Origin of the sequence: Paucibacter sp. M5-1 (genome assembly GCF_027498415.2) — a bacterium.
Lineage (GTDB): Bacteria > Pseudomonadota > Gammaproteobacteria > Burkholderiales > Burkholderiaceae_C > Roseateles_E.
In genome coordinates, this window is record NZ_JAPZLM020000001.1 from 1,166,301 (window position 1) to 1,191,516 (window position 25,216).

Consider the following 25,216-nt stretch of genomic DNA (forward strand, 5'->3'; position numbering starts at 1 on the left):
CATGGCAACGACCGGCACCCAGCAAAGCGAACGCCAGGCGCCGGCCCTGCGCGCCGGCTATCTGCTGCCCGACGAGCTGAGCCTGGCGCAGCGCCTGCGCCTGTCGCTGGCCCAGGCACGCGGGCTGCGCTTTGTCGAGCCCTTCGGCTCGCCGGCCGGCGACTGGGGCGAGCTGCTGGGCCAGGATCTGAGCCTGCTGCTGGCCGATATCGCCGCCTACCCGGCCGAGGTCCATGAGGCCCGTGCGCTGGAACATCTGCCCTGGCTCGATCTGGACGCGCGCTGGCAGCGCTGCTGGGCCCTGGTCGGGCAGCTCGACCACTGGTGCCACGGGTTGGACGCCCATCAGTTCAGCGCCCCGCTGGCCGCCAGCCTGCAGACCCTGATCGCGCAAGAGCTGGCCCCGCTGCTGCGTCAGGGCCTGCAGCGCTTCGAGGTCCAGCGCCTGGCACTGGCGCGCCTGCATCCGGCCTGGACCGGCGCGCCCGAGGGCGAGCCGGAGCCCGACACCTCGCTGCTGCTGCGCCAGCTCTGGGTGGGCCTGTGCCGCGCGCTGCGACGCCTGCGCAAGCTGGCCCAGGAGCAGCTGGCCGACAGTCTGTGCACCCAGACCCATGAGCCGGCCGTCGGCCTGCTGCTGACGCTGCTGCAGCTGCTGCAGCAAAGCCGCGCACCGCTCAACGACTTTCCCGAGCGCTTCAAGCATTTCTACCATCGCGAGCTGCTGGGGCTGGGCACGCGGCCGGCCTTGCCCGAGCGGGCCCATCTGCTGCTGGAGCGCGCGCCGGGCCACACCACGCTGAGCCACGGTGTGCTGCGCCTGCCGGCCGGCACGCGCTTTGGCGCCGGCAAGAATGCCCAGGGCCAGCTGATCGAGTTCGCGTCCAGCCATGAGCTCTGGCTGGGCGATGCCCGTGTCGAGGCCCTGCTGAGCCTGCGCCTGGAGCACGACCCGCTGATCTCGCCGGAACGCGAGTTCGGCTACGCCAGCCGCAGCAAGGCCCAGCGCCTGCCGGTGCTGATGGACGGCCCGGCCAGCTGGCCGATGCTGGGCGTGCAGACCCGGCCGCAGGCCGCCGATATCGACAGCGGCGCCGATGCCGAGCTGGGTCTGGCCATCGCATCGGGTCTGCTGGCGCTGCGCGAGGGCGAGCGCGAGATCCGTGTGCGCCTGCACGCCGACGCGCAAGACCCCGCGCCGCCGGATCTCGAGGGCTTGCAGCAGGCCTACCGCCGCCTGGCCCAGATCGAGGCCCAGCAGCATCCGCCGCGCGAGCGCGCCGGTCTGCGGCCCGCGCCACCGGACGAAGAGCGGGCGATGGCCGCCGCGACGCTGGCCCGCGGCGCGACGGCGGGCAGCTCGCTGATGCTGTGTTTTCTGCTCGCACGCTGCCTGGCCACCGAGCAGCCGGCGCTGCTGGCCCAGCGCCTGGGCCGGCTGTTCGCGGTCTGGCTCTGCGGCGCCGCCGAGCTGCGCGAGGCCGATCTGGCGGCGCTGCGCGTGCATGCGCGCCGGGTCTTGCAGGCCAAGGAGGCCGGCGAAGCCGCGGTCGATGACCCGCTGTCGCTGATCTATGGCCGCCGCCCGCTGGAGCGCTCGCTGGTGTTCGACCGCGTGTTCCGCGGCCTGTGGCGGGCCCGGCTCAGCACCGAGCAGGGCTGGCTGGCGGTGGACGAGGTGTTTGCCGAGCGCGGCCCGGGCGGCGCGGTCGAGCTGAGCCTGCGCCTGCGGCCCGAGCAGCCGGCCATCGTGGCCTGCCAGGCCGCCCTGCATGGCCCGGACTGGCCGGCCCTGCCGGTGCTGCAGCTGCAGCTGCAGCCGCAGACCCGGCTGCATGCCTACAGCCTGTTGCAGCAGCTGCCGCTGCACAGCATCGCGCTGGCGGTGAAGGTGCGCGGCCTGCGCCAGCTCTGGCTGCACAACCAGCTCGGCCGGCTCGACCCCAGCAAGCCCTTCGCGCCCTTCGGACCGCTGCCCGACGCCGCCTCCTATCTGGTGCTGGGCAGCCCCGAGCTGGTGGCCAAACCGCTGCAAGGCCTGCGTCTGCATCTGCTGTGGGCCGCGCTGCCCGGTTGCGGTGGCGGTTTTGCCGAGCACTACCGCGGCTATCCGGGCGACTGGAGCAACCCGGTGTTCCGTGCGCGCTGGTCGCTGCTGGCCAATGGCCGCTGGCAGGCGGCCCAGGGCGAGGCCACCGCGCTGTTCGACAGCCTGAGCGGCCAGCGTCGCATCGCGGCGCGGCGCACGCTGGCGCTGGACGCCACCGAACTCAAGCGCTGGCACCGCGCCGAACCACCCGGCCAGCCGGGGCAGAGCGGCGAGTTCAGCCTGGCCAGCCGCCAGGGCTTTTTCCGCCTGGGCCTGGCCGAACCGCCGGCGGCCTTCGGCCATGCGCTCTACCCGCAGCTGATGACCGAGGTGCTGAGCCACAACAGCCGGCTCAAGCGCGCCCGCGAGCCCGAGCCGCTGCCCCGGCCGCCCTACACCCCGCAGCTGGAGCAGCTCAGCGTCGACTACGAAGCCAGCGAGCTGATCGGCCTGCTGACGGCCGAGGCCGAGCAGCCCGGTGCCAGCCAGCTGTTCCAGCAAGGGCCGTTCGGCCGGGAGCGCTTGCTGCCCGGGCAGCGCGGCCACCACTGGCTGCCGCGCCTGCAGGCCGACGGCCAGCTCTTCATCGGTCTGCGCGCCAGCGAGCTGCAGGGTCCGCTATCCCTGCTGTTTAGGCTGCGCGCCGAACAGGCCGCCGATGCGCCCGACGCGCAGCGCCCACGGCTGCGCTGGGCCGCCTGGTGCGGCGATGCCTGGCGCTGGCTGGACCCGCAGCGCCTGCTGCACGACGGCACCCAGGGCCTGCTGCGCAGCGGCCTGATGGTGCTGGACCTGCCGGCCGATCTGAGCCGCGGCTGCCCGGCCCTGCCCGGGCCCGAGCTGTTCTGGCTGCGCCTGAGCGCCGACTGGGGCTTCGAGCTGCTGGCCGGCTTCCAGGGCGTGCAGGCCCAGGGTCTGGAAGTGCTGCGGCTGGGCGCGGCGCCGCCGGGCGAGCCGGCGCTGCCGCCGGGCCGCATCAAGAACAGCCTGCAGCCCATCGCCGGGCTGGGCAGCGTGCGCCAGGTCGACGGCGCCTTCGGTGCGCGCGCGGCCGAGGACGACGCCGCGCTGCATGTACGCGCGGCCGAGCGCCTGCATCACAAGGGCCGGGCCGCGACGGTCTGGGATGTCGAACGCCTGGTGCTGGACGCCTTCCCCGAGGTCATCAAGGTGCGCTGCCTGGGCAGCCGAGGCGCGCTGCGGGTGGTGGTGGTCGCGGCGCCGCCGCCCGACGCGCCGGCCGATGCCGCGCCACGGCTGGACGCGGCGACGCTGGCTCGCATCCAGGCCTACCTGAGTGCGCGCAGCAGCCCGCACCTGAGCCTGACGGTGCGCAACTGCGCCTATGCCCGGGTACAGCTGCGCTGCGCGCTGAGCCTGGTGGCCGGTGTGCCGGCTGGCAGCACGCTGCGCCGTCTCAATCTGGACCTGCTCGACTATCTGTCGCCGTGGCGGCCAGGCGGACGCGGCGTGCAGTTCGACTGGCGCCTGCATGCCGAGGAACTGGAGGCCTTTGCCCGCGCCCGGCCCGAGATCGCCTCCATCGGCGCGATCTCGCTGCTGCACATCACACAGGACGATGCCGGCTGCTACCGGCTCGGCGACAGCGCCAGGCTGGGCAGCCGCGAGATCGCGGCCAGGCGCGGCTGGACTCTGCTGCTGCCGATGCGCCGCCATCTGCTGGAGCTGCAGACCGAGCCCGGCGAGCGCCGCGCCCGTGTGACCGGGCTGGCGCGGCTGGCGCTGGGCAGCAGCTTCATCATCGGCGGGGGTGTCAAACCATGACACGCAGGAACCGCGAGACGCTTAAGAACTATTTCCGCGAGGGTCAGCTGCCCAACGAGGACCATTTCGCCGACCTGATCGACTCCATGCTCAATATGAGCGACGAGGGTTTTCGCAAGACGGTCGAGCGCGGCGAGGAGATCTATGCGCCGGTGGGTCATGACGCGCTCCTGAGCTTTCTGCGCGACCAGAACCCCGACAGCGTGCTGTGGCGCGTGGCGCTGAGCCGCGCGCGCGATCAGCTGCTGCTGCAGCGCGGTGGCTCGGCCGGCGACGGCGCGAGCGCGCCGCTGCTGTGCCTGGACGCCGACCAGGACGGCGGCCAGCGCGTGGGCATAGGCACGGCCGACCCGCAGGACATGCTGGACGTGCAGGGCACGGTGCGCAGCAGCGGCCGGCGCGGCAGCGACTTGCGCAGCGCGCCCGAGCCGCTGCTGGCCAATGGCCAGTGGCAGGACCTGACCGACGATCTGCAGGGCTGCCAGGGCTTCGAGGTGATAGCCGGTGTCGGTCAGAAGGGCTCGGGCCGCTTCGCGCTGCTGCAGGCGGTGGCGCTGAACACCTACAACCCCAGCTGGGGCTGGCTGGATTTCTTCAACCGCAAGCGCGGCATCCGCAGCACCCAGGCCTTCTGGGGCCGGCGCTGCGACCGCCTGCAGCTGCGCTGGCACGGCGGTGACGACAAGGACACCAAGAGCGTCAAGAGCGGCCGCGATGCCAGCTATCGGCTGCAGATACGCACCGGCTGCGACTTCGGTGACAAGTGCCTGATCAACGCCCAGCTGACCCAGCTCTGGTTCGATCCCCATATGGAGGAATGTCAGCGATGAGCGCCGCGCCGCAGACCATTGCGCGCAAGTCGCCGCAACAGCAGCAGACGCCCGGCGGCCCGGCGCTGGACTTCGAGGCCTTGCGCAGCGCCGGCATCGCGCTGGCCCAGGCCGCCAGCGGCCAGCTGTGGACCGACTACAACCTGCACGACCCCGGCGTCACCCTGCTGGAGGCGCTGTGCTACGCGCTGACCGAGGATGTCTACGGCGCCCAGCAAAGCGTGCCCGAGCTGCTGGGCTGGCCCGAGGGCCAGGTCTTGCCCGAGCGCCATGGCCTGCACCAACCGGAGCGTATCCTGCCCTGCCGGCCCATCACCGCGGCCGACTACCGCCGTGCGCTGCTGGCCCGCTGCCCCGGCGCCCTGCAGCTGCGGCTGCAGCCCTGCGAGCAGAGACTGCCCGGGCTGTGGCGCCTGGCCCTGCTGGCCCAGGAGAGCCAGATCGACGCGGCCCAGCGCGCGTTCTGGTCGCTGCGCAACCTGGGCGAAGACCTGGACGGCGCCGTGCGGCGGCTGCAGCCCCGGCCGCACCGCCTGGCCTTCGAGATCGATGTCCAGGGCCCGCGCGAGCTGGCCGAGCTGCTTGGCGAGATCGCGCAGCGCGCGGCCGATTTCATCGCCGCGCGGCCGCGCTGGCGGCCGGCCGACACAGCGTTGGACCCGGCGCTGCGCTTCGACGGTCCAGCCCTGCCCCAGGGCTGGATCAGCGACGCCGAGCTGCAGCGCGGCGAGCAGTCGCTGCTGTACTTCAGCGATCTGGTGCTGGCCCTGCAGGGCATCGAGGGTCTGGCCTCGGTGCGGCGCCTGCAGCTGCTGGGTGAAGGCGATGGGGCGGCCGAGCCAGACGCCGACGCCGTGCCCTGGGGCGATGAGGCGGGCGCGCTGTGCCTGCAGTGGCCGCGCCGCGCCGAAGACTTGATGGACTGGGTGGTCTGGCGCGGTACGGCGCGCGAGACCCTGCCCGAGCAGAATCTGCTGCGCCGCCTGGCCCAGCTGCAGGTGGCCCACGAGCACCCGCTGCCCGGCCTGAGCCAGGCGACGCTCGGCACTGCGGTGGCTGAGGTGGCACCGCCCGAGCACCCGCCCTACTATCCGGCCCTGCTGCAGCTGCCGGCGATCTATGCCCATCCCGAGAGCCTGGGCGAGCAACGCCACCGCAGCCACAGCCGCGCCGGCCAGCACGCCCAGTGGCTGGCCTACACGGCGCTGCTGGAGCAGTGGCTGGCCCATGGCCAGGCGCAGCGCCAGCGGCTCGGTGCGCTCTACAGCCTGGCGATTGAAGCAGCGCCGAGCTATTGGTGGCAGCCTCTGGGTGAGTCGCATCTGGAAGGCTTGACAGCGCTGCAGCTGCAGACGCCCGCCGAACAGCTGACGGCCCTGCAGGCCGAGGACGATGCGCTGGAGCGGCGCGGCCGCGTGCTGGACCAGTTGCTGGCCCTGCACGGCGAGGCCCTGCCGCAGAGCGGGCTGCGCGGCCTGCCCTGCTACTTCAGCCCCGGCGGCTTCGAGCAGCATCTGCTGCGTCTCAAGCAGACGCTGGCGGCCGGCATCGAGCGCTTCACCCGCGAGCGCCATGCCGGCTTCGACTACAGCCGGCCGAGCTTCGGCCTGATCGGTAACACCGCGCCGCTGCAGGAACGCCTGAGCCTGCAGCTGGGTTTTGCCGAGCACCACAGCCGCTCGCTGACGGCACCGCTGCGTGAGCGGGGCTTGAGCGTGAGCGAAGACACCGAGCCGCCCAAGGTCTTGCGGCAGCCCGGCCCGGGCCTGAGGCCCATGCAGCTGTTCGCCGACGCGCCACGGCGCGAAGACCTCGCCGACAAACCCTTATGGAAACCCGGCGACCGCCTGGATCCCGCGCTGCTGCGCTGCGCCGTCCATGCCAGCCGCTACCAATGGCAAGAGCAAAGCAAGCTGCTGTGGCTGGGCCCCGACGAGCAGCAGCGCTGGTGGCCGCTGGGCCGGCAGGCCGATGCGGCGGCCGCGCAAGACCTGGCCCTGGCCCTGCACGGCTTTGCCTGCGGCCTGCAGCTGCGCTGCGAGGGCCTGCATCTGCTTGAGCATCTGCTGCTGCGCCCCCAGGGCGAGGTGCCCCTGCCCCCCGATGTGCCGGACGACTTCTATGCGCAGCAGCTCAGCGTCGTGCTGCCGGCCTGGACCGCGCGCGGCGCCGACCCGCGCTTTCGGACCCTGGCCGCGCGGACCGTGGCCGAGCTGGCGCCGGCCCATCTGCAGACGCACTGCCTGTGGCTGCAAGCCGAGGCGCTGCAAGCCTTCGAGCTGGCCCTGCAGGGTTGGCTGCTGGCCAAGCGGGCGCTGTGCGAGGGCCTAGCTGGCGACGACAGCGGTGTACAGGACCCGGCCGCGCAACGCCGGCTGGACTCGCGCGCCGCCGTGCTGCGCCGGCTGCTGTGGCAGCAGATCTCGGGCGAGGCCCCGCCATGAGGGCCGTGATCGACAGCCTGGTCTGGGATGCCCGCTTCGCCAGCGAGGGCCTGGCCTGGCAGCAGCAGGAGCGCCTGCGCCGCTTTCTGCGCGGCCCGGGTCTGCGCACGCTGCAGGCGCGCCTGCAGGCGCAGATGCCGGCCGAGGGCCGGGTGCTGCACATCGACAGGCTGGAACTGGACCTGGGCCGCTTCACACCCGATGCGCCGCTGCGGCAATGGGCCGAGCGCCTGGACGGCGCGCTGCTGCAGGCCTTGCAGCGCCTGCCCGGCAGCAGCCGCTCGCGCGACGCCCATGAGCTGGCGCAGTTCAGCCACTATCTGCAGCAGGGCGCACTGCCCTGGTCGGCACGTTCGGCGCAAGACCTGGCCGGCTGGCTGGCGCGGCTGGCGCGCCGCCATGGCCCGGGCCTGTGGGAGGCCTTGCAGCGCCTGGCACCCGGCGAGCAGGTGCTGCAGAGGCTGGCGCTGATCACGCCGCATGGCGGGCTGCAGGCCTTGATCGCCGTGCGTGCGCCCGAACTGGCCGCCGCACTGGAGCTGCTTGATGCGCAGTGGCTGAACCCGCTGCAGGCACGGGGCCGCCTCAGCCTCTACCAGCGCCAGCGCCTGCAGCAGGCGCTGCGGGTGGCCGGGCTGCGTGCGCTGTGGGGCGGTGCGACGCTGGCCGGGCCACGGCTGCAGGGACTGATCCAGGCCCTGATCCAGGCCCATGCCGAGCTGCTGGGCCCGGCCTGGGCGGCGCTGGCCAACGGCCTGCCCCGGCCGACGCGCCCCCGCTCGGCGCTGGCCCGGCAGCTGCTGCAGGCGCTGTGGCCCGACAGCGTCGATGAGCACTCGCCCACCGTGACGCCGCAGCAGCGCCGCCGCAGCCCGCTGCTGGCCGCCGCGCTGGCGCAGCTGGACGAGGCCTTGAACAGCGGCCGCGCCCAGGACGGCGCAAGGCTGCAGCGCCTGCTGCTGGGCCTGGCTGAGCAGCTGCCGCAGGAGCTGCCGCTGCTGCTGCGCGCCTGGGCCCGCGAGGGCCGGCGCCGGCGCGGCTGGGCGGCCAGCCTGGCGCCGGCCAGCCTCGGGCTGGTGATGCATCTGATGCAGGCCTCCGAGCCCACTAGCGCCGCCGCGATCTTGAGGGTGCCGTCCAGCGCGCCGAGCTGGATGGAGTCGCTGCGCCAGTTCGCGCTGCGCATGCTGGCGCGCCCGGGCAGCCCGCCGCTGACCCTCAGCGCTCTGCAGCAGCATCTGCTGGACCACAGCCTGCAGACCCTGGCCGAGACCGGCCGCCTGCCGCAGACCCATGCCGGCTGGCAGGCGCTGTGGCAGCAGGGCTGGCAGCGCCTGCAGCAGGACGACGCCGGGCCGGCCGCTACCGCTACCGCGACCGAGCCCGCGCCGGACTGGGGCAGCCAGCTCGACGCCTTGCTGGCCGCCGCGCCGCAGCGCTGGAGCGCGACCCAGCGCCTGCAGTTCAGCCGCCTGCTGGAGCGCGAATCCGATGCCGAACGCTGGCTGGCCCGCTACCGCCCGGCCCAGCGCTGGGTCTTGCTGAACCAGGCGGCCGGCCGCGAGGCGGCGACCTTGCAGGCCTGCAGCGGCCTGCTGCAGCGGGCCTTGCAGGTGCTGCAGCCGCAGGCCAAGGCGGCCGAGACCGAGCGCCAGCACTGGCGCTGGCTGCTGCGCCCCTTGCTGATCGAGGGCCAGGCGCCCCGGCCCGAGACCCTGGTGCGCCGCTGGGCGATGCAGCTGCACCGCGCGCTGCCACAGGGCTCGCTGGCGCGCTGTTTCGCACGGCTGGACCGGGTGCTGGCGGGCCTGAGCGCCTGGGCCGACCCGGTGCTGGCGCGGCTGCGCCGGGGCCTGCGGCGCGCGCCCAGCCGCGCCGAACACTATGAGCTGGGTTTGCGGGCGGATCGGCCCGCAGCCGTGCCGGCGGCAAGACCCGACCCCGTCGATGCCGACAGCCCGATCTATATCGCCGATGCCGGCCTGGTGATGCTGGCCGCCTATGCCGAGCGCCTGTTCGGCCGGCTGGCGCTGCTGGAGGCCGGGCGCTTCAAGAGCCCGGCCGCACAAAGCCTGGCGGTGGCCGCGCTGGGCTATCTGGCCGCCGGCCATGAGATCGGTCATGGGGTCGGCAGCGAGGCCCAGCAAGTGCTGGCCAAGCTCTTGTGCGGCGTGCTGCCGGCCCAGGTGCTGGCGGCGCCCGAGCCGCTGGGCGAGGAGCGGCGCGCGCTGCTGGACGCCTTGCTGGGCGCGGTGATTGCGCACTGGAAGGCGGTAGGCAACACCTCGGTCGAGGGCCTGCGCCAGAGCTTTCTGCGCCGCGGCGGCCGGCTCACTCGCAAGCCCGGCGATGCGGATGAACAGGCCTGGCGACTGCTGGTCGAGCCCAAGCCCTTCGACCTGCTGCTGGATCGTCTGCCCTGGTCGTTCTCGACGATCAGATTGCCCTGGATGACAGGAGTGCTGCATGTCGACTGGCGCTAGCACCGCATTGCAGGCCCGGGCCTTGGCGCTGGAGCTGGACTGGCTCGGCCAGGTCCTGAGCCTGCGCCTGGAACAGCACTTCCAGCAGAGCGAGGCCGGTTTCGAGGCCGCGCCGCCGCCACCCGGTCTGCCGCCGGGCAGCGAGCTGGCGCGTCTGGTCGAGAGCTTGCAGCTGGGTCCCGCCGAGCGGGCGGTGCTGGCCCTGGCCCTGCTGCCGCATCTGCGCCCGGCCGCGCTGGACCTGCTCTTCATGCGCAACAGCAATCTGGAGCGCGGCTTCACCGAGTTCGGCGGCATCAAGGGCCAGGCCCATGGCGGCTTTCTGCCGACCGGCGAGACCGCCGCCTTTCTGATCGCCGGCGAGGACTTGCAGCGCCGCATCGCGCTGCTGGCGCTGTTCGATGCCGAGCATGGGTTCGCGCGCCAGGGCCTGCTGAAGCTGGACAACCCGGCCGGCGGCGAGCCCCAGCTCAGCGGTGCGCTGCAGCTCAGCGCCGAGGCGCTGCAGCGTCTGACCACCGGGGTCTGGCACAAGCCCGACTACAACGCGCAGTTCCCGGCCAAGCTGATCACCAGTCCGCTGGGCTGGGACGATCTGGTGCTGGCGCCCGAGGTGATGGACGAGGTGAACCAGGTCTGCACCTGGATGCGCGAGGGCCAGCGTCTGATGCAGGACTGGGGCCTGGCGCGCACGCTCAAGCCCGGCTACCGGGCGCTGTTCTACGGCCCGCCCGGCACCGGCAAGACCCTGACCGCCACGCTGATCGGCCAGGCCGCGCAGGTCGATGTCTACCGCATCGATCTGTCCATGGTGGTGTCCAAATACATCGGCGAGACCGAGAAGAATCTGGCCCGGGTGTTCGACCAGGCGCAGAGCCGGCGCTGGGTGCTGTTCTTCGACGAGGCCGACGCCTTGTTCGGCAAGCGCAACAGCAATAACCAGAGCGCCAACGACCAGCATGCGAACCAGGAGATCGCCTATCTGCTGCAGCGGGTCGAGGACTTCCCCGGCACCGTGATCCTGGCCTCGAATCTGCGCAGCAATATCGACGAGGCGTTTGCGCGGCGCTTCCAGTCGATGATTTATTTCCCGCTGCCCGATGCCGAGCAGCGGCTGCGGCTGTGGCGCGGCATGCTGGCGCCGCAACGGCTGTCGGCCGAGGTCAAGCTGGACGAGATCGCCGAGCGCTACGAGCTCTCCGGCGGCGCGATCGCCAATGTGCTGCGCTACGCGGCCCTGCTGGCGCTGCGCCGGCACAGCGAGCAGATCAGCGCCGCCGAGCTGCGCCAGGGTCTGGTCAAGGAGCTGCGCAAGGAAGGGAGGACCTTGTGAAGCGCCGCTACCTGCTTTGCGTCCTGCTGCCGGCCTTGATCGCGGCATCGGCGGCCGAGGCGCCGCTCAGCGCCCCCGCCAGCGCCCCCTCCACCGCGCCCATCAGCGCGCCGGCCCCGGCCGCCTCGCGCGCGCTGAGCCAGTTGCAGGAGCCGCTGCAACTGGACAACGCCGCGTTCCGTCTGCCCGCGGCCCTGCTGGAGCGCCCCTATCGCCGCCCGCTACATGCCCAGGGCGGCCGTCCGCCCTATCGCTTCGAGCTGGCCGACGGGGCTCTGCCCGAGGGCATCGCGCTGTCCCCGCTGGGGGTCTTGCAGGGCACGGCCGACAAGCCGGGCAGCCACCGCTTCACGGTGCGCCTGATCGACGCGCTGGGCGAGCAGACGCAGCAGCGCTATCTGCTGGCGGTCGTGCAGGCCCGGCCCAAGGCAGCGGCTGCGGCCGCCAGCGCGGCGAGTGGCCCCAAGCCGCTGATGACATTGTCGGCCGAGGACGTGCTCGCGCTGCCGCCGGCACGGCCGCTGGCCCAGGCCTACCGGCTGATGCCGGCGGTGCTGGACATCCTGCTGCCGGCCGAGAGCGTCGAGGACGGCAGCCTGCCCGCGCCGCAGGCCGAGCCGGCGGCCAGCGCGAGCCAGACCGGGAGTGCTGGCGGGAGTGCGGGAGGCGGCGCTGCGGCCCTGCCCCCACTGCCGGTCAACCTGGGCACGGAGCAGGCCGAGCAGCTGAAGCTGCTGCTCAAGCCGCTGACCGCGCTGGAGTACCCGACGCGCGAGACCTTCGAGGCCGCGCTCGATGCCCGGCTCTGCGCCTACAGCCGCATGCTGAGCCTGCAGGCCGCCGCCAAGCAAGGCCTGACCCCGCCCAGCGAGGCCCAGTTCGCCGCCGCCTGCCCGCCCGACTGGGCGGCCGTGGCCAAGGCCAAGCCCGCCAGCGGCCCGCCCAGCTGGCAGCAGCTGCCGCAGACCATCATGCCGGCGGCGCTGCGCCACTGGCTGGTCGAGGCGGCCCGGCACGAACATGAACTCAAACTCGACCCGCCCATCGTCTGGGACGGTGCCGGCTGCGGCTGCGTGCGCGAGGATCTGTCGGGCCAGGTCTATGGCTTTTATCCGCTCTGGTGGGCCGAGGGCAAGGCGCAGCAGATCGACTTCAGCCTGCTCAGCCGCATCAGCGTGCTGGGCCTGCCCTTCGGGGATGATCTGGCACCGGACGCCCACGAGCGCTGGACCCTGGCCCAGACCAATTTCATCCGCACCGCGCAGCGCCACGGCACGGCGCTGGACCTGGTGATCTATCGCAATGACTGGCGCTTTCTGCAGGTGCAGCCACCGGCCGCTCGCGAGGCCCAGATCGAGCAGGCCCTGCTGCAGCTGCCGCAGCAGGCGCGCCGCCTGATCGACGCACCGCTGCCCGACTGGCTGTCGCGCGCCAAGGCCTGGCTACCCGGTTTCGGCCAGACCCAGCATCTGGGCGACGGCATCACGATCTTCTTCGACGAGCTGCCGCCGGCCGGCGCCCAGCCGCTCTGGCGCCAGGCCTTCAAGGACTTCCATCGCCGCTTCGTGCTGGCGGTGATCGAGCAGCTGCGCGCCAATCCCAAGCGCCGGTACGCGCTGAATCTGGTGGTCGGCGACCGCCAGCTCAGCGAGCCGGGCGCCGTGGCCGGCCTGTTCGAGTTGCTGAAGGCGGCCGAGGACCCGCATCTGATCAATGGCCGCATCGAGGAAAGCACCGCCGTCTACAGCAGCGCCACCAACGTCACGCTGCGCGTCATCGTGCTGCTCAGCGAGCCCAGCGCGCTGAGCAAGAAGCAGCTGCGCGGCCGCATCGAGGCCGAGCCGGCGCTGCAGGGCATAGACCGGCGCATCTTCCTGCGCAAGCTCATCCCGATGATCTCCATCGGTATGCCGGAGGCCGAGAGCCAGCAGTTCGCCGACGATCTGGTGTATTTCGAGGACAACTTCGGCGGCGTCGGCTTCTGGCCGCTGCCGATGGCCGGCGAGACCGTCAGCCCCGGCATGAGCGCGGCGCTGCGCACCGCCTTCAGCGGCGCCGCCGCCGACAGCGCGACCCGGCCGATCTGCGATTGGGCCTGCGAGAACCGCTGGCCGCTGCGCGCGCTGTTCCATCTGCTGCTGCTGACCGGCGCGATCTGCCTGGCGCTGCTGCTGTGGAACTGCGCCTGGCGCGCGCGCTGGGGCCGCTATCTGCCGCTGGGCGGCATCCCGGTGGTGCTGGTCGGCGCGCTGCTGCTGAACTGCGACCCGCAGCTGCGCCCCCTGCGCGACGGCACCGGCCTGATGTGGACCGTGATCGCGATCCTGTTTGTCGCGGCCCTGTGGGCCGTGCTGAAACCGAAGGTGGAGAAACCATGAAAACCCTCGCCGCACCGAAGAGCCAGACCGCACAACGCGCTGCCGCCGCCCATGCCGGACATAGCGGTGCCTCAGCCGCCTCAGCCGCCTCGAGCAGCCCGCGCCAGAGCGCCCAGGGCGCCCAGATCGCGCAGCTGCAGGCCCTGGGCACCGGCGCGCCGGTGCAGCGGGTCGAGGGTGACCGCAAGACCAAGGGCTTCAACCGCGGCAAATCACACTCGACCACCACGCCCAGCGGCAAGGTCAAGTCTCACAAGCCCGGCAAGGGCCGCGAGGAAGACCCGCGCAAGAGCGCCGCCAAGAACCGCCGGCGCGACCGCATGCTGGCGGCGAATGTGGCGAATTCGCAGAACAAGTAGGACCGTCAAGCCTCGAATCGCTTGCCCTTCTGAAACAGAGAACTTGCAAAATCATGGCCGACAAGACGACAGCGCATCGGCTCGACGCCGATCACAGCAGGCAAGCGCAAACGCCGGCGGCCATGGACCACCCCCAGGCGCTGAGCGGCCCGGCCGCACCTTCGAGCAGCCCACGCCAGCAAGCCCAGCAAACCCAGATCTCCCAGCTTCGCGGCGCGGCGCAGCAGGGCCGCGCTGATGGCCTGCCGCCGTCGCTGCAACAAGGCATCGAGGCGCTGTCGGGCGTCGACATGTCGGATGTGCGGGTGCATCGCAACTCCGGCAAGCCCGCCCAGCTATCGGCCCTGGCCTATGCGCAGGGCAAGGACATCCATCTGGCTCCGGGTCAGGACGCCAACCTGGCCCATGAAGCCTGGCATGTCGTGCAGCAGCGCCAGCAGCGGGTCAAGCCGACGACCGAGATCGGTGGGCAGGCCGTCAACGACAGTCCGGCGCTGGAGCGGGAGGCTGACCGTATGGGCGCCCAGGCCAGCCGGCAGGGTGCGAAGGCGACGCCGGGGCAAGGCGGTGTCCAGCTCAAGAAGGAGCCAGGCGGGCTGATTCGGCAACTCGTGCGCCAGTACAAAAAGGGCAGCGGCCAAGGCGGACGCGGCGGCGGTGGCAAGCCGCAGATCCACAAACGCCACAAGCCCGAAGACGAGCGACAGCGCCGCGAGGCCATCGGTCGCCACCACGCGCGCACCCATCCCGTCGCACCGCCTCGGCGCCGTGGCGGCGCGCAAGGCCCAGGACAAGCACCGCATCACCAGCCGCCGCAACATCAGGGCCCACCCCCACAAGGGCAACCCGGCGGCGGCCAAGCGCCGCCCGTCGTTGTCCACAACCCTCCTCCGCATGTAGCCATCGATATCGGCGAAGAGGATGCCCAGCCTCCCCAAGGCCAGCGCCAGCCCGGTGGCTGGGCCGGCGTCGGGCGGCGGATCGGCAAGAAAGCCACGCGGGGGCGCACCTTCGGCGACACCGCGAACATGGTCGGCACGATGGGCGGGCTGCTGTCGGACGTCAGCAGCATTGCCTCGGGCACGATGACCGCGATAGGCGGTGCCGGCGTCGCCATCAATGGCCTGACGCTTCTTGTCAATGGGCTCAAGGAGCACGGGCGCGCAGGCACGGCCGCAGAGCGCCGAGAGGCAATGTACGGCGTCGCGTCGGGTGTATTCAATCTTGCCAGCGGTGTCTACGGGTTGGTGGCAGGCATCAGCGCGCTGGCCGACGCCAGCAAGCTCTCGACCGTGAGCGGTCTGATCTCGGCCGGCGCCTGGGCGCTGAGCGAGGCCACCAATGTGGTGGCCCAGCTCGACACGATCATGCAGATCAAGAGTGAGGACAAGCCCCTGCGCGCCTACCTCAAGCCCTTGGCGTCCATGCTGGCCTCGCTACTCAAGTGCACCGGCTCGGCGGTAGCGCTTTACGCCGGCCTTGCCAAGGCTCTTGGCGATGAGAACAAGGACGCGGGGATGGCGGCCAATGTCCTGATGATGCTGGGCATCGCCATCAGCGTGATACACGGCATCATCAAGCTGATCATGATCTGCAAAAAAGAGCTCGGGAACCCGCAGCCCGGGCAGGATCATGAGGACGGCGGCGGACCTGGCCACGATGCCTTCGACCTCGGCAATATCGTGTGAAGCCATGTTCGCCAACAAAGCCGACGCCAGGACACCATCCAGCAAGGCCGACCGGGGCCCGGTCGCTGCGCTGCAACTCGACCACCCGCGCAGTACGAACGGGCAGGCGCTCCTGCAGTCCTTGCACCGAGCCGTGCATGACTGTGCCGATCAGGAATTGGCAAAGCATGGGCAAGGAGCCGACGATTGCCCCTACATCTCGGCCTGGTTCTCGCGCCATGCCGGCGACAGCGAGGCCAGGTTGCGCCAGGCCGCACACCGCTATGCGCCGAAGTCGGCCGGCGCCCGCAGTGATGCAGACTTCATCGAGCAGGTTGTTGATCGTGTGCGCCAGGGGCTGCAGGCCAATCTCGCCAATGGCTCGCTCAGCGGCGTACCGGCGGAACTGCCGCAGGATCTGGAGGCTCGCCAGCCCAAGCAGACGAAATCCGCCATGCCCGGCCGCCCCGTGCTTCAGCGCTGCGGCAGCACCGAAGAGGATGCGCCGCGTCAAGGCCATCCACTGGCGCAAGTCCGGATCCGCGAGCGCCGCTATCAGCAGGATCCAACGCCCGAGAACCTGGACGCATGGGATCGTCAGCTGAGAGCCGATGTCGGCATTCGCTTCAGGACATTGCCCCTGCAACAACAGCAGGAGGTCACGGCCACCCATAAGCGCATCGCGGCGCAGCGACGGATTCTCCAGGCCGACGAACGCCGGGAGCGTGCGCAAGCCCTGCGCGAGACCTTGGGTCGGACCGACACCTCGTCAACGAAAATGGGTGTGCCGAACGCCCGGATCATTCGCGACTACACCAGCCCGGACACCGGCAAGGCCGAAGCCTTCTTCAACAAACCCCTTCGCGAGCTCGATGCAACGGAAGAGCAGGCTGCCGCCATCACATCGCTGCAGAACTCGCTGCTGATGAGTCCGATCTACTCGGACGGTGACCTGTGGCGCGGCACCGGCCATCTGATTGGTGGCGCCGAGGCGGCCACGGTGCGGCAAGACGAGCGTTATCGTGAGCCAGGCTTTCTGTCGACCTCGCGCAAACGCTCGATCGCCGAGGGTTTCGGCAAAGGCCGCGGCCCTAGCCAATACATGATTCGCATACGCCGCCACAAGTCAGGGCGCGAGATCCTCAGCCTGGGCGGCGACGAATATGGCGGCGGGGAGGAGGAAATCCTCTTTCCGGCCGGCTGCACCTTCCGCTACCTGGGCTATAGCAAGACGGATCGCTGCCATGACTACGAAGAAGGCTGAGCCCAATGAAAACGCACGCCGACAGTTCAAGGCCTAAATGGCGGCCACATACAGCGGTCGCCGAGCAGCAGCCGCAAGGCGGCGCAAGTTCGGCCGCCATCGGGCGGCGGCAACAAAAGCAAGGCGAGCAGATTGCGCAACTGCGACTGACCGCCTCCGGCCCGAATCGTCGCGGCCTGCCATACACACTCAACCCGATTCAAGGGCGATGGGTGGTGAGCAAGACACTCGGGAGATTCGATGCCGAGGAAGGCTACGTCTTGAAGGAGGGCGAGCGCTGGGAGGACGAGCAGGATAGGCTGAGTTCATCAATGGAGACGAACGAAAGCTCGGTCGGCAGCGGAGAAGAAACACGGCCCACGATGCCGATACCGGACAGCACGGTGATCGACATCGGCAACAGGCATCAGCAGCAGGATCCGCTGAGCCTGCCCCAGGTCTCGTCGCTGATCAAGACGACCAACAGCGCCATCGTGAATGTCCAGCGTCTCGGCGAAGGGTTGGCAATGGACAGTAGTGAATCCGTCGACAGCCCCCGCCAGCAATCGAACACACAGTCGATCACCAAGAGGTCCTCTCTGCATCTTGGCACTCTCGATATCGAGAACGGCGAACACCAGGGACAGGATCAACAGCAGCGCCGCGGCCCGCGTCGCAAGCCGCTGACACTGGCCCGCTTCGTCTCAGGCATCGGCGCGCCGCTGATCGAGATCGGCGCTCTGCTTGCAGCCGCAATTGGTACGACGCTGGATGCAACCGGCAAAGGCCCGGCCTTCTTCACCGGCGTCGCCATCATCATCATTGCCGGCCTGAAAGCGATTGCCGACGACGTCAAGAAGAACGAGGACGACCCCAGGACCTGGGGCGGACGTGTGCTTCACACCGTGGGCGCGCTGACACCGTCGCTGATGACCATACCGATAGGCATCGCAGGCACCAAGTACGGCACCGACACGATGAACGTGCCCGTGGCGACCTGGTTGCCGTTTGCCATCGGGGTGATCGCCATCCTGATGGTGCATCTGGTCAAGCTGATCAAGTGGATCAGTCGATCATGAGGGCTGCTCAGCCGAGCTTGGGCGGAGCGGCGAGATCCGCCAGGGACTGCCCCTCCCGCGCCAGCAACTTCTCCAACGCCGGCAGCAGCGGCCCCAGCCGCTCCTCGATCGCCTCACGCACCGTGTCCACAAAAACCTGCGTCTGCCGCTCGATCTCGATGTTCAGACCTGAGCCCACCTCCTTGTCGCCGAAGGTGGTCATGCGCAGGGTTTCCGGGATCAGCCAGACCTCGAACCAGCCGGCGCCGCCGGGTTCGCGGTGAGCTTCGGCGACGGTCAGGCTGGCGCCGTTGATCGCGATATAGCCCTTGGCGAAGATGTAGCGCATCCAGGGCGCGGGCACGGCGATGCGCAGCACATGGTTGTTCTCGGGCCGGCGGATCTCGGCCACCGTGGCCATGAAGTCAACATGGCCGGAGAGCGGGTGGCCGCCGATCTCGGCACCGTCGCGCGCGGCGCGCTCGACATTGATGCGGCTGCCCTGGCGCAGGCCGGCCAGCGTGGTCAGGTTCAGGCTTTGCTGCATCACATCGAAGTCGGCCCGGGTATCGCCCTGCAGCGCGGTGACGGTCAGGCAGACGCCGTCGCTGGCGACGCTGGCGCCGATCTCCAGACCGTGGCAGAAGCCCGGCGGGAACTCCAGCGAGAAGCTGCGCAGGCCGGGCTTGTCGGTGATGGCGGCGACTTCGGCGATGCCTTGAACAATGCCGGTGAACATATCAGTGCGTCGCTTTCAAAGATGGCGCGAGAAGGTCTCGGCCGAGAAGCCGACCGTCAGGCGGCCGTCGTCCCATTCGATGATGGGGCGCTTGATGACGCTGGGCTGGGCCTGCATCAGCGCGGCCGCGCCAGCGGCGTCCGCCGCAGCGGTCTTGGCCGCCTCGTCAAGCTTGCGCCAGGTGGTGCCGGCACGGTTGAGCACACGCTCCCAGCCCAGTTCCTTGAGCCAGCGCTGCAGCTGCTCGGGCGGCACGCCGGCACGCTTGTAGTCGTGGAAGTGGTAGCTCAGGCCCTGATCGTCCAGCCAGGCGCGGGCGCGCTTCATCGTGTCGCAGTTGGGAATGCCGTAAACAGTAATCATGGGGCGGGAAGTTACCATGAAGCCATGATCGACTGGCTCGACGAGGCTTCTCTCGACTTTCCGCCCTCCTCCCGCGCGCTCGGCCCCGACTCGGACGCGCCGGGTCTGCTGGCCGCCGGCGGCGACCTGAGCCCGGCGCGGCTGACGGCCGCCTATGCGCGCGGCATCTTTCCCTGGTACGGGCCGGACCAGCCCATCCTGTGGTGGGCGCCGGACCCGCGCATGGTGCTGCAGACGCGGCACTTTCGCCTGACCCGTTCGCTGCGCAAGACGATTGCCCGCTTCGTGCGCACGCCCGGCTGCGAGATCCGCGTCGACAGCGCGACGCCGGCCGTGCTGCGCGCCTGCGCCGAGGCGCCGCGCGAGGGCCAGAACGGCACCTGGATACTGCCCGAGATGCAGGCCGCCTATGCACGCTGGGCCGCGCAGGGCACGGTGCACAGCGTCGAGACCTGGGTCGACGGCGAGCTGGTCGGCGGGCTCTACGGCGTCAACCTGGGCCGCATGTTCTTCGGCGAATCGATGTTCATGCGCGCCACCGATGCCTCCAAGATCGCGCTGGCGGCCCTGGTCTGCCTGTGCCGCCAGCACGGCATCCCCTGGATCGACTGCCAGCAGAACACCCGGCACCTGGCCTCGATGGGGGCCGCCGAGGTGGCTCGGTCCGAGTTCGAAGCCCATCTGCGGCAGTTTGTTGGGCAGTCCTCCCCACAATCCTGGGTCTTCCGGCCCGCGCTATGGGACTGGCTGCAGGCAGAATCGGCCCCAGCCTCAACCACCCTCAAGCCCGCCACGTCGTGACCCATCCCAAAGAGCTACCGCTGTCGCAGCTGCAGTTCTACGCCACAGCGCCCTACCCCTGCAGCTATCTGCCGGACCGCCAGGCGCGCTCCCAGGTCGCCACGCCCAGCCATCTGATCCATGCCGACGCCTACTCGGGCCTGGTCGAGGCGGGTTTCCGACGCAGCGGCCTGTTCACCTACCGGCCCTACTGCGACGGCTGCAAATCCTGCGTGCCGATGCGCATCCCGGTGGCGGCCTTCCGGCCCTCGCGCAGTCAGCGCCGCGCCTGGAAGCAGCATGGCGACCTGAGCGTGCAGGTGATGCGTCTGGGCTTCAGCGAAGAGCACTACCAGCTCTATCTGCGCTACCAGGCCGGCCGCCACTCGGGCGGCGGCATGGACCACGACAGCATCGACCAGTACACCCAGTTCCTGCTGCAAAGCCGCATCAACTCGCGCCTGGTCGAGTTCCGTGCACCGGCCGCGCCGGGCGAGGAGGAAGGGGCGCTGAAGATGGTGTCCATCCTCGATGTGCTCAGCGACGGACTCTCGGCCGTCTACACCTTCTACGAGCCCGATGAGGCCGCCAGCTACGGCAGCTACAACGTGCTGTGGCAGATCGCGCAGGCCCGTGAGCTGGGTCTGGCCCACCTGTATCTGGGCTACTGGATCGCCGAAAGCCAGAAGATGGCTTACAAGGCCCGTTTCCGTCCGCATGAGCTGCTGCGCGACGGCCAGTGGCAGGTCGCCGAGACCTGATACCAGCCTCGCCCGCTTGGCGCGATGCGCACAACTGGCCTCATTTCGGTATTTCAATTTACCAGAACTTACATACCAATTAAGGGTTAACTACGATACCAGCATTCGTATTGGTATCTAAAGTCCGTCTCACTACGGGGGCATGAGCAGTCCGCTTCTTGTAGCTGCAAGCCGATGGCGCCCACGCGCCTGGCTATGGTCAAGACCATTGCGCAGCAGTCACAAGCGCATCGAACGCGGGAGACGTTCATGGATATGCGAACCCTGGGGCTGGGCCTGTGCGGCCTGCTGCTGAACAGCAGCGCGCTGGCGCTGGACTGCAGCCCCCTGCCGGACTGGACAGCGACCGGTATCTACACCGCCGGCCAGCAGGCCCGCGACCAGGGCCGCGCCTACAGCGCCAACTGGTGGAACCAGGGCGCGGCACCGGCGACCAACGCCGGGCCCTGGCAGGTCTGGAAGCTGCTGGGCAGCTGTGATGGTGGTGGTGGCGGAGGCAACAAGCCCCCCGTCGCCAGTTTCAGCAACCAGATCAGCCGGCTGAGCGTCAGCTTCGATGCCAGCGCCTCCAGCGATGCCGACGGCAGCATCAGCGCCTGGCGCTGGGACTTCGGTGACGGCGCCACGGCGGCGGTCGCCAAACCCAGCCACCGCTATGCCCGCGCGGGCACCTATGCGGTGAGCCTGACCGTCACCGACAACCAGGGCGCCAGTGCCAGCCGCAGCACCAGCCTGACCGTCTCCAGCATCGCCCGCGACCCGGTCACCGGCAAGTACACGCTGGCGCTGGCCGATCTGCTGGCCAGCGAGGCCGCGCTGACCGACAGCGCGCTGTTCCGCGCGGTCAAGGCCTCGGTCGCGACCCGGCCCAATAGCGTGGTCGCGGCCGTCGCGCCGGGCCTGGCCGGCAACCCGGACAACGTCAAGCGGGTCGAGCGCCTGCTGGGCGCGGCGCAATGGGAGTTCCTGTTCCCGCTGCGCCACCCCTCCTACACCTACACCGGCTTGTTGCAGGCCATCGCCAAGTTCGGCGGCGTCTGCGCCAGCTACACCGATGGCCGCGACAGCGACGCGATCTGCCGCAAGACCCTGGCCACGATGTTTGCCCACTTCACCCAGGAAACCGGCGCGCACGACCGCAATCACGCCATCCCCGAGTGGCGCCAGGCGCTGTACTACCTGCGCGAATCGGGCTGCAGCGAGGACGGCTACGGCTGCCCCTACAACAATGAATGCCGGCCCGAGACCTGGCAGGCCCAGGTCTGGCCCTGCGGCAAGGACGCCCAGGGCCGCTACAAGCAGTACTTCGGCCGCGGTGCCAAGCAGCTCTCCTACAGCTTCAACTACGGGCCCTTCTCGGACGCGATGTTCGGCGATGTGCGGGTGCTGCTGAACGCGCCCGAACAGGTCGCCGACACCTGGCTCAACCTGGCCTCGGCGGTGTTCTTCCTGGTCTACCCGGCCTCGCCCAAGCCCAGCATGCTGCATGTGCTGGACGGCAGCTGGCAGCCCAATGCGGCCGACCTGGCGCTGGGCATACGGCCCGGCTTCGGCGCCACCACCAACATCATCAACGGCGGCATCGAATGCGGCCAGGGCGCCGAGAAGCCGCAGTCGCTCAACCGCATCGCCTACTACCGCCAGCACGCGGCCGCGCTGGGCGTGCCCATCGGCGCCAATGAAGAGCTCGGCTGCGCCCAGCAAAAGCGCTTCGAGGTGGGCGGCGCCGGCGCACTGAACATCTATTGGGACCAGGACTGGTCCTACCGCGCCGACATGCCGGAGGGCAAGACCTTTGCCTGCAAGACGGTCGGCTACCAGACCGCCTACTCGGCGCTCAAACCCGGCGACTACCAGCGCTGCGTCGAGAAGTATTTCGACGTGATCGTCCAGCCCTAGCCCGCAACACCAGCCCCGTCTTACCCGATCCGCCCCGTGCCAGAAAGGCACAGGGGTCAGGTCTTGCTCGTCCGTTCATTTCCCCTCATGCAAGGAGTCATCCCATGCGTTCTCCCCAGCTACTCGTGATGCTGATGGCCGGCGGCCTCAGCCCCCTGGCCCTCGCCTATGACTGCGCCAGCCTGTCCGACTGGAGCGCCGCGGCCGTCTACACCGGCGGCCAGAGCGTCAAGCACAACAACGCCGCCTACCAGGCCAAGTGGTGGACCCAGAACAACTCGCCGGCCACCAATTCGGGCCAGTGGGATGTCTGGAAACCGCTGGGCGCCTGCGATGGCGGCACGGTCAACCAGCCGCCGGTGGCCAGCTTCAGCGCTGCGGTCCAGGGCCTGAGCGTGACCGTCAACGGCAGCGCCTCCAGCGACCCGGACGGCAGCATCGCCGCCCATGCCTGGAGCTTCGGCGACGGCGCCACGGCCAGCGGCGCCACCGCCAGCCGCACGTATGCGGCGGCCGGCAGCTACACGGTCACGCTGACCGTGACCGACAACAAGGGCGCCAGCGCCAGCCGCGCGCAGCAGCTCACGGTGACCAGCGGCCCGGTCAACCAGCCACCGACCGTGGGTCTGAGCGCGCCGACGGCCGGCGCCAGCCCGACCGCCGGCGACGCGGTGACCCTGGCGGCCAACGCTGCCGACAGCGACGGCAGCGTCGCCAAGGTCGGCTTCTATGTCAACGGCGCCCTGGTGGCCGAGGACACGAGCGCGCCCTTCAGCGTCAGCTGGACGGCCCGCGCAGGCGTCGCCGACATCGTCGCCCGCGCCACCGACGACAAGGGGGCCAGCACCGACAGCACCGCCCTGCGCATCACGGTGCGCGGCCAGGTGGTCGGCGAGGAGCGCTGCCGCCCCGAGGGTCTGGCGACCACGCCGGGCACCGCGCCGGCCTACTGCAAGGTCTATGACGAGCAGGGGCGCGAAAAGATGGGCGCTGACAAGCCGCGCCGCGTGATCGGCTACTTCACCAGCTGGCGCACCGGCAAGAACGGCCAGCCGGCCTATCTGGCCTCCAGCATCCCCTGGGGCCAGCTGACCCATATCAACTACGCCTTCGCCCATGTGGACGCAAGCCACAAGGTCTCGATCGGCAACGCCGCCGACCCGGCCAATGCCGCCACCGGCTTGACCTGGCCCGGCGTGGCCGGCGCCGAGATGGACCCGGCCTATGCCTACAAGGGCCACTTCAATCTGCTCAACAAGTTCAAGAAGCAGCACCCGCAGGTCAAGACCATGATCTCGGTCGGGGGCTGGGCCGAGACCGGTGGCTTCTTCAACGCCAGCGGCCAGCGCGTCGCCAGCGGCGGCTTCTACACGATGACGACGAACGCCGACGGCACCGCCAACACGGCCGGCATCAGCGCCTTCGCCGACTCGGCCGTGGCCTTCATCCGTCAGTACGGCTTCGACGGCGTGGACATCGACTACGAGTACGCGACCAGCATGAAGGACGCCGGCAACCCGGACGACTTCGCGATCTCCAACGCGCGCCGCGCCCATCTGCTGAAGAACTATGTGCTGCTGATGAAGACCCTGCGCGAGCGGCTCGATGCCGCCGGCCAGCAGGACGCCCGCCACTACCTGCTGACGGTGGCCGCACCCTCCTCGGCCTATCTGCTGCGCGGCATGGAGAACCACCAGATCACGCCCTATCTGGACTACGTCAACATCATGAGCTACGACCTGCACGGGGCCTGGAACCAGTTCGTCGGCCCCAACGCGGCGCTCTACGACGACGGCAAGGACGCCGAGCTGCAGGCCTGGAGCTACTACACCGCGCCCCAGTACGCCCGCATCGGCTATCTGAACACCGACTGGGCCTATCACTACTTCCGCGGCGCGCTGCCGGCGGGCCGCATCAATATCGGCGTGCCCTATTACAGCCGCGGCTGGAAGGATGTGGTGGGCGGCACCAACGGGCTGTGGGGCCAGGCGCCCCAGGCCGACCAGAGCAAGTGCCCGGCCGGTACCGGCGGCGGCACGGTGCAGAAATGCGGGGCCGGGGCGGTCGGCATCGACAACCTCTGGCATGACCTGGACGTCGGCAACCGCGAGGTGCCGGCCGGCTCCAACCCGCTGTGGCATCTGAAGAACCTGGCCGAGGGCCGGCCCGGCAGCTATCTGGCCGCCTATGGCCTGAACCCCGCCACCAATCCGGCCGACCAGCTGATCGGCAGCTATGCCCGCCACTACGACCCGACCCTGGTCGCGCCCTGGCTGTGGAACGCGCAGAAGAAGGTCTTCCTGTCGATCGAGGACGAGCAGTCGCTGGGCGTCAAGGCCCAGTATGTGGCGGACCGCGGCATCGGCGGCGTGATGTTCTGGGAGCTGGCCGGCGACTATGGCTGGAACGCCCAGCGCGGCGAATGGGGCATGGGCAGCACGCTGACGACCGCGCTCTACAACAAGTTCAAGACCGCCACGCCCTATGGCAACACCCTGACCGCGCCGGGCCAGCCGGCCCTGCCCGCCGAGGTGCTGGACATCGGCTATGCGATCTCGGGCTTTGCGCTCGGCGATGCCAACTACCCGATCAACCCGACGCTGACGCTGACCAACCGCACGGGCAGCACGCTGCCCGGCGGCACCGAGTTCAGCTTCGATGTGCCCACCGCGATCCCGGCCACCCTGACCGACCAGAGCGGCTTCGGCCTGACGGTGGTGCAAAGCGGCGCCAATCCGGCCGGCCACAACATCGGCGGGCTGGCCAAGGACTTCCACCGCGCCAGCTTCAAGCTGCCCGGCTGGCAAAGCCTGGCCCCGGGCGCCAGCGTCCAGGTCAAGCTGAACTACTACCTGCCGATGCCGCTGCCCAGCAACTGGGTCGTGAGCTTCGGCGGCAAGAGCTACGGCCTGGCCCAGGAAGCCCGCCGCGGCACCCAGCCGGCCACGGCCGCTGCCGCTGCCGCTGCCAGTAACAAGACCTCGACGCTCAAGCGCTGAGCCCTT

General features: G+C 70.1%; 16 protein-coding genes. 14 read left to right on the top strand and 2 right to left on the bottom strand.

What is annotated here, in order from left to right:
• Nucleotide 1: 1 nt before the first annotated feature.
• From O5M90_RS05365 to O5M90_RS05410, 10 genes are all read left to right on the top strand, one after another.
• Nucleotides 2-3,874: a hypothetical protein gene (locus O5M90_RS05365; protein ID WP_269840259.1), complete on the top strand. Its 3,873-nt coding sequence runs from the start codon at nt 2-4 to the stop codon at nt 3,872-3,874.
• Entirely contained in the window at nt 3,871-4,704 is an 834-nt protein-coding gene (locus O5M90_RS05370; protein ID WP_269840260.1) for a hypothetical protein, read from the top strand. Before O5M90_RS05365 ends, O5M90_RS05370 begins: the two co-directional genes overlap by 4 nt.
• On the top strand, nt 4,701-7,148 hold the full coding sequence (locus tag O5M90_RS05375) for a hypothetical protein (RefSeq protein ID WP_269840261.1): 2,448 nt from the start codon (nt 4,701-4,703) through the stop codon (nt 7,146-7,148). Before O5M90_RS05370 ends, O5M90_RS05375 begins: the two co-directional genes overlap by 4 nt.
• Entirely contained in the window at nt 7,145-9,631 is a 2,487-nt protein-coding gene (locus O5M90_RS05380) for a contractile injection system tape measure protein (RefSeq protein WP_440401852.1), read from the top strand. The genes O5M90_RS05375 and O5M90_RS05380 overlap by 4 nt, the downstream gene beginning before the upstream one ends.
• Nucleotides 9,615-10,964, top strand: a complete 1,350-nt coding sequence (locus tag O5M90_RS05385) for an ATP-binding protein (protein WP_269840264.1) — start codon at nt 9,615-9,617, stop codon at nt 10,962-10,964. Before O5M90_RS05380 ends, O5M90_RS05385 begins: the two co-directional genes overlap by 17 nt.
• Nucleotides 10,961-13,342: a putative Ig domain-containing protein gene (locus O5M90_RS05390; protein WP_269840265.1), complete on the top strand. Its 2,382-nt coding sequence runs from the start codon at nt 10,961-10,963 to the stop codon at nt 13,340-13,342. Before O5M90_RS05385 ends, O5M90_RS05390 begins: the two co-directional genes overlap by 4 nt.
• Nucleotides 13,339-13,701, top strand: coding sequence for a hypothetical protein (locus tag O5M90_RS05395; protein ID WP_269840266.1), 363 nt, complete (start codon nt 13,339-13,341; stop codon nt 13,699-13,701). Before O5M90_RS05390 ends, O5M90_RS05395 begins: the two co-directional genes overlap by 4 nt.
• 122 nt (nt 13,702-13,823) lie before the next feature.
• Entirely contained in the window at nt 13,824-15,389 is a 1,566-nt protein-coding gene (locus O5M90_RS05400; protein WP_269840267.1) for an eCIS core domain-containing protein, read from the top strand.
• Nucleotides 15,390-15,393: 4 nt separating this feature from the next.
• On the top strand, nt 15,394-16,632 hold the full coding sequence (locus O5M90_RS05405; RefSeq protein ID WP_269840268.1) for an ADP-ribosyltransferase: 1,239 nt from the start codon (nt 15,394-15,396) through the stop codon (nt 16,630-16,632).
• Nucleotides 16,633-16,637: 5 nt separating this feature from the next.
• The gene (locus O5M90_RS05410) at nt 16,638-17,690 is read left to right on the top strand and encodes a hypothetical protein (RefSeq protein WP_269840269.1); all 1,053 of its coding nucleotides are present in this window, start codon (nt 16,638-16,640) and stop codon (nt 17,688-17,690) included.
• 7 nt (nt 17,691-17,697) lie between these two features.
• Here O5M90_RS05410 and O5M90_RS05415 read toward each other — a convergent pair whose 3' ends face one another.
• Together O5M90_RS05415 and O5M90_RS05420 are read right to left on the bottom strand one after the other, a co-directional pair.
• The gene (locus O5M90_RS05415) at nt 17,698-18,408 is read right to left on the bottom strand and encodes a riboflavin synthase subunit alpha (protein ID WP_269840270.1); all 711 of its coding nucleotides are present in this window, start codon (nt 18,406-18,408) and stop codon (nt 17,698-17,700) included.
• 15 nt (nt 18,409-18,423) lie between these two features.
• The gene (locus O5M90_RS05420) at nt 18,424-18,771 is read right to left on the bottom strand and encodes an ArsC family reductase (protein WP_137942021.1); all 348 of its coding nucleotides are present in this window, start codon (nt 18,769-18,771) and stop codon (nt 18,424-18,426) included.
• A 24-nt stretch (nt 18,772-18,795) separates the two neighbouring features.
• Between O5M90_RS05420 and aat the strand changes: the two genes are divergently transcribed.
• From aat to O5M90_RS05440, 4 genes are all read left to right on the top strand, one after another.
• Nucleotides 18,796-19,572, top strand: coding sequence for a leucyl/phenylalanyl-tRNA--protein transferase (aat, locus tag O5M90_RS05425; protein WP_269840271.1), 777 nt, complete (start codon nt 18,796-18,798; stop codon nt 19,570-19,572).
• Nucleotides 19,569-20,312: an arginyltransferase gene (locus O5M90_RS05430; RefSeq protein WP_269840272.1), complete on the top strand. Its 744-nt coding sequence runs from the start codon at nt 19,569-19,571 to the stop codon at nt 20,310-20,312. The genes aat and O5M90_RS05430 overlap by 4 nt, the downstream gene beginning before the upstream one ends.
• Nucleotides 20,313-20,561: 249 nt before the next feature.
• Nucleotides 20,562-22,211, top strand: a complete 1,650-nt coding sequence (locus O5M90_RS05435; RefSeq protein WP_440401853.1) for a glycoside hydrolase family 19 protein — start codon at nt 20,562-20,564, stop codon at nt 22,209-22,211.
• Nucleotides 22,212-22,315: 104 nt separating this feature from the next.
• The gene (locus O5M90_RS05440) at nt 22,316-25,210 is read left to right on the top strand and encodes a chitinase C-terminal domain-containing protein (RefSeq protein WP_440401855.1); all 2,895 of its coding nucleotides are present in this window, start codon (nt 22,316-22,318) and stop codon (nt 25,208-25,210) included.
• Nucleotides 25,211-25,216 lie beyond the last annotated feature (6 nt).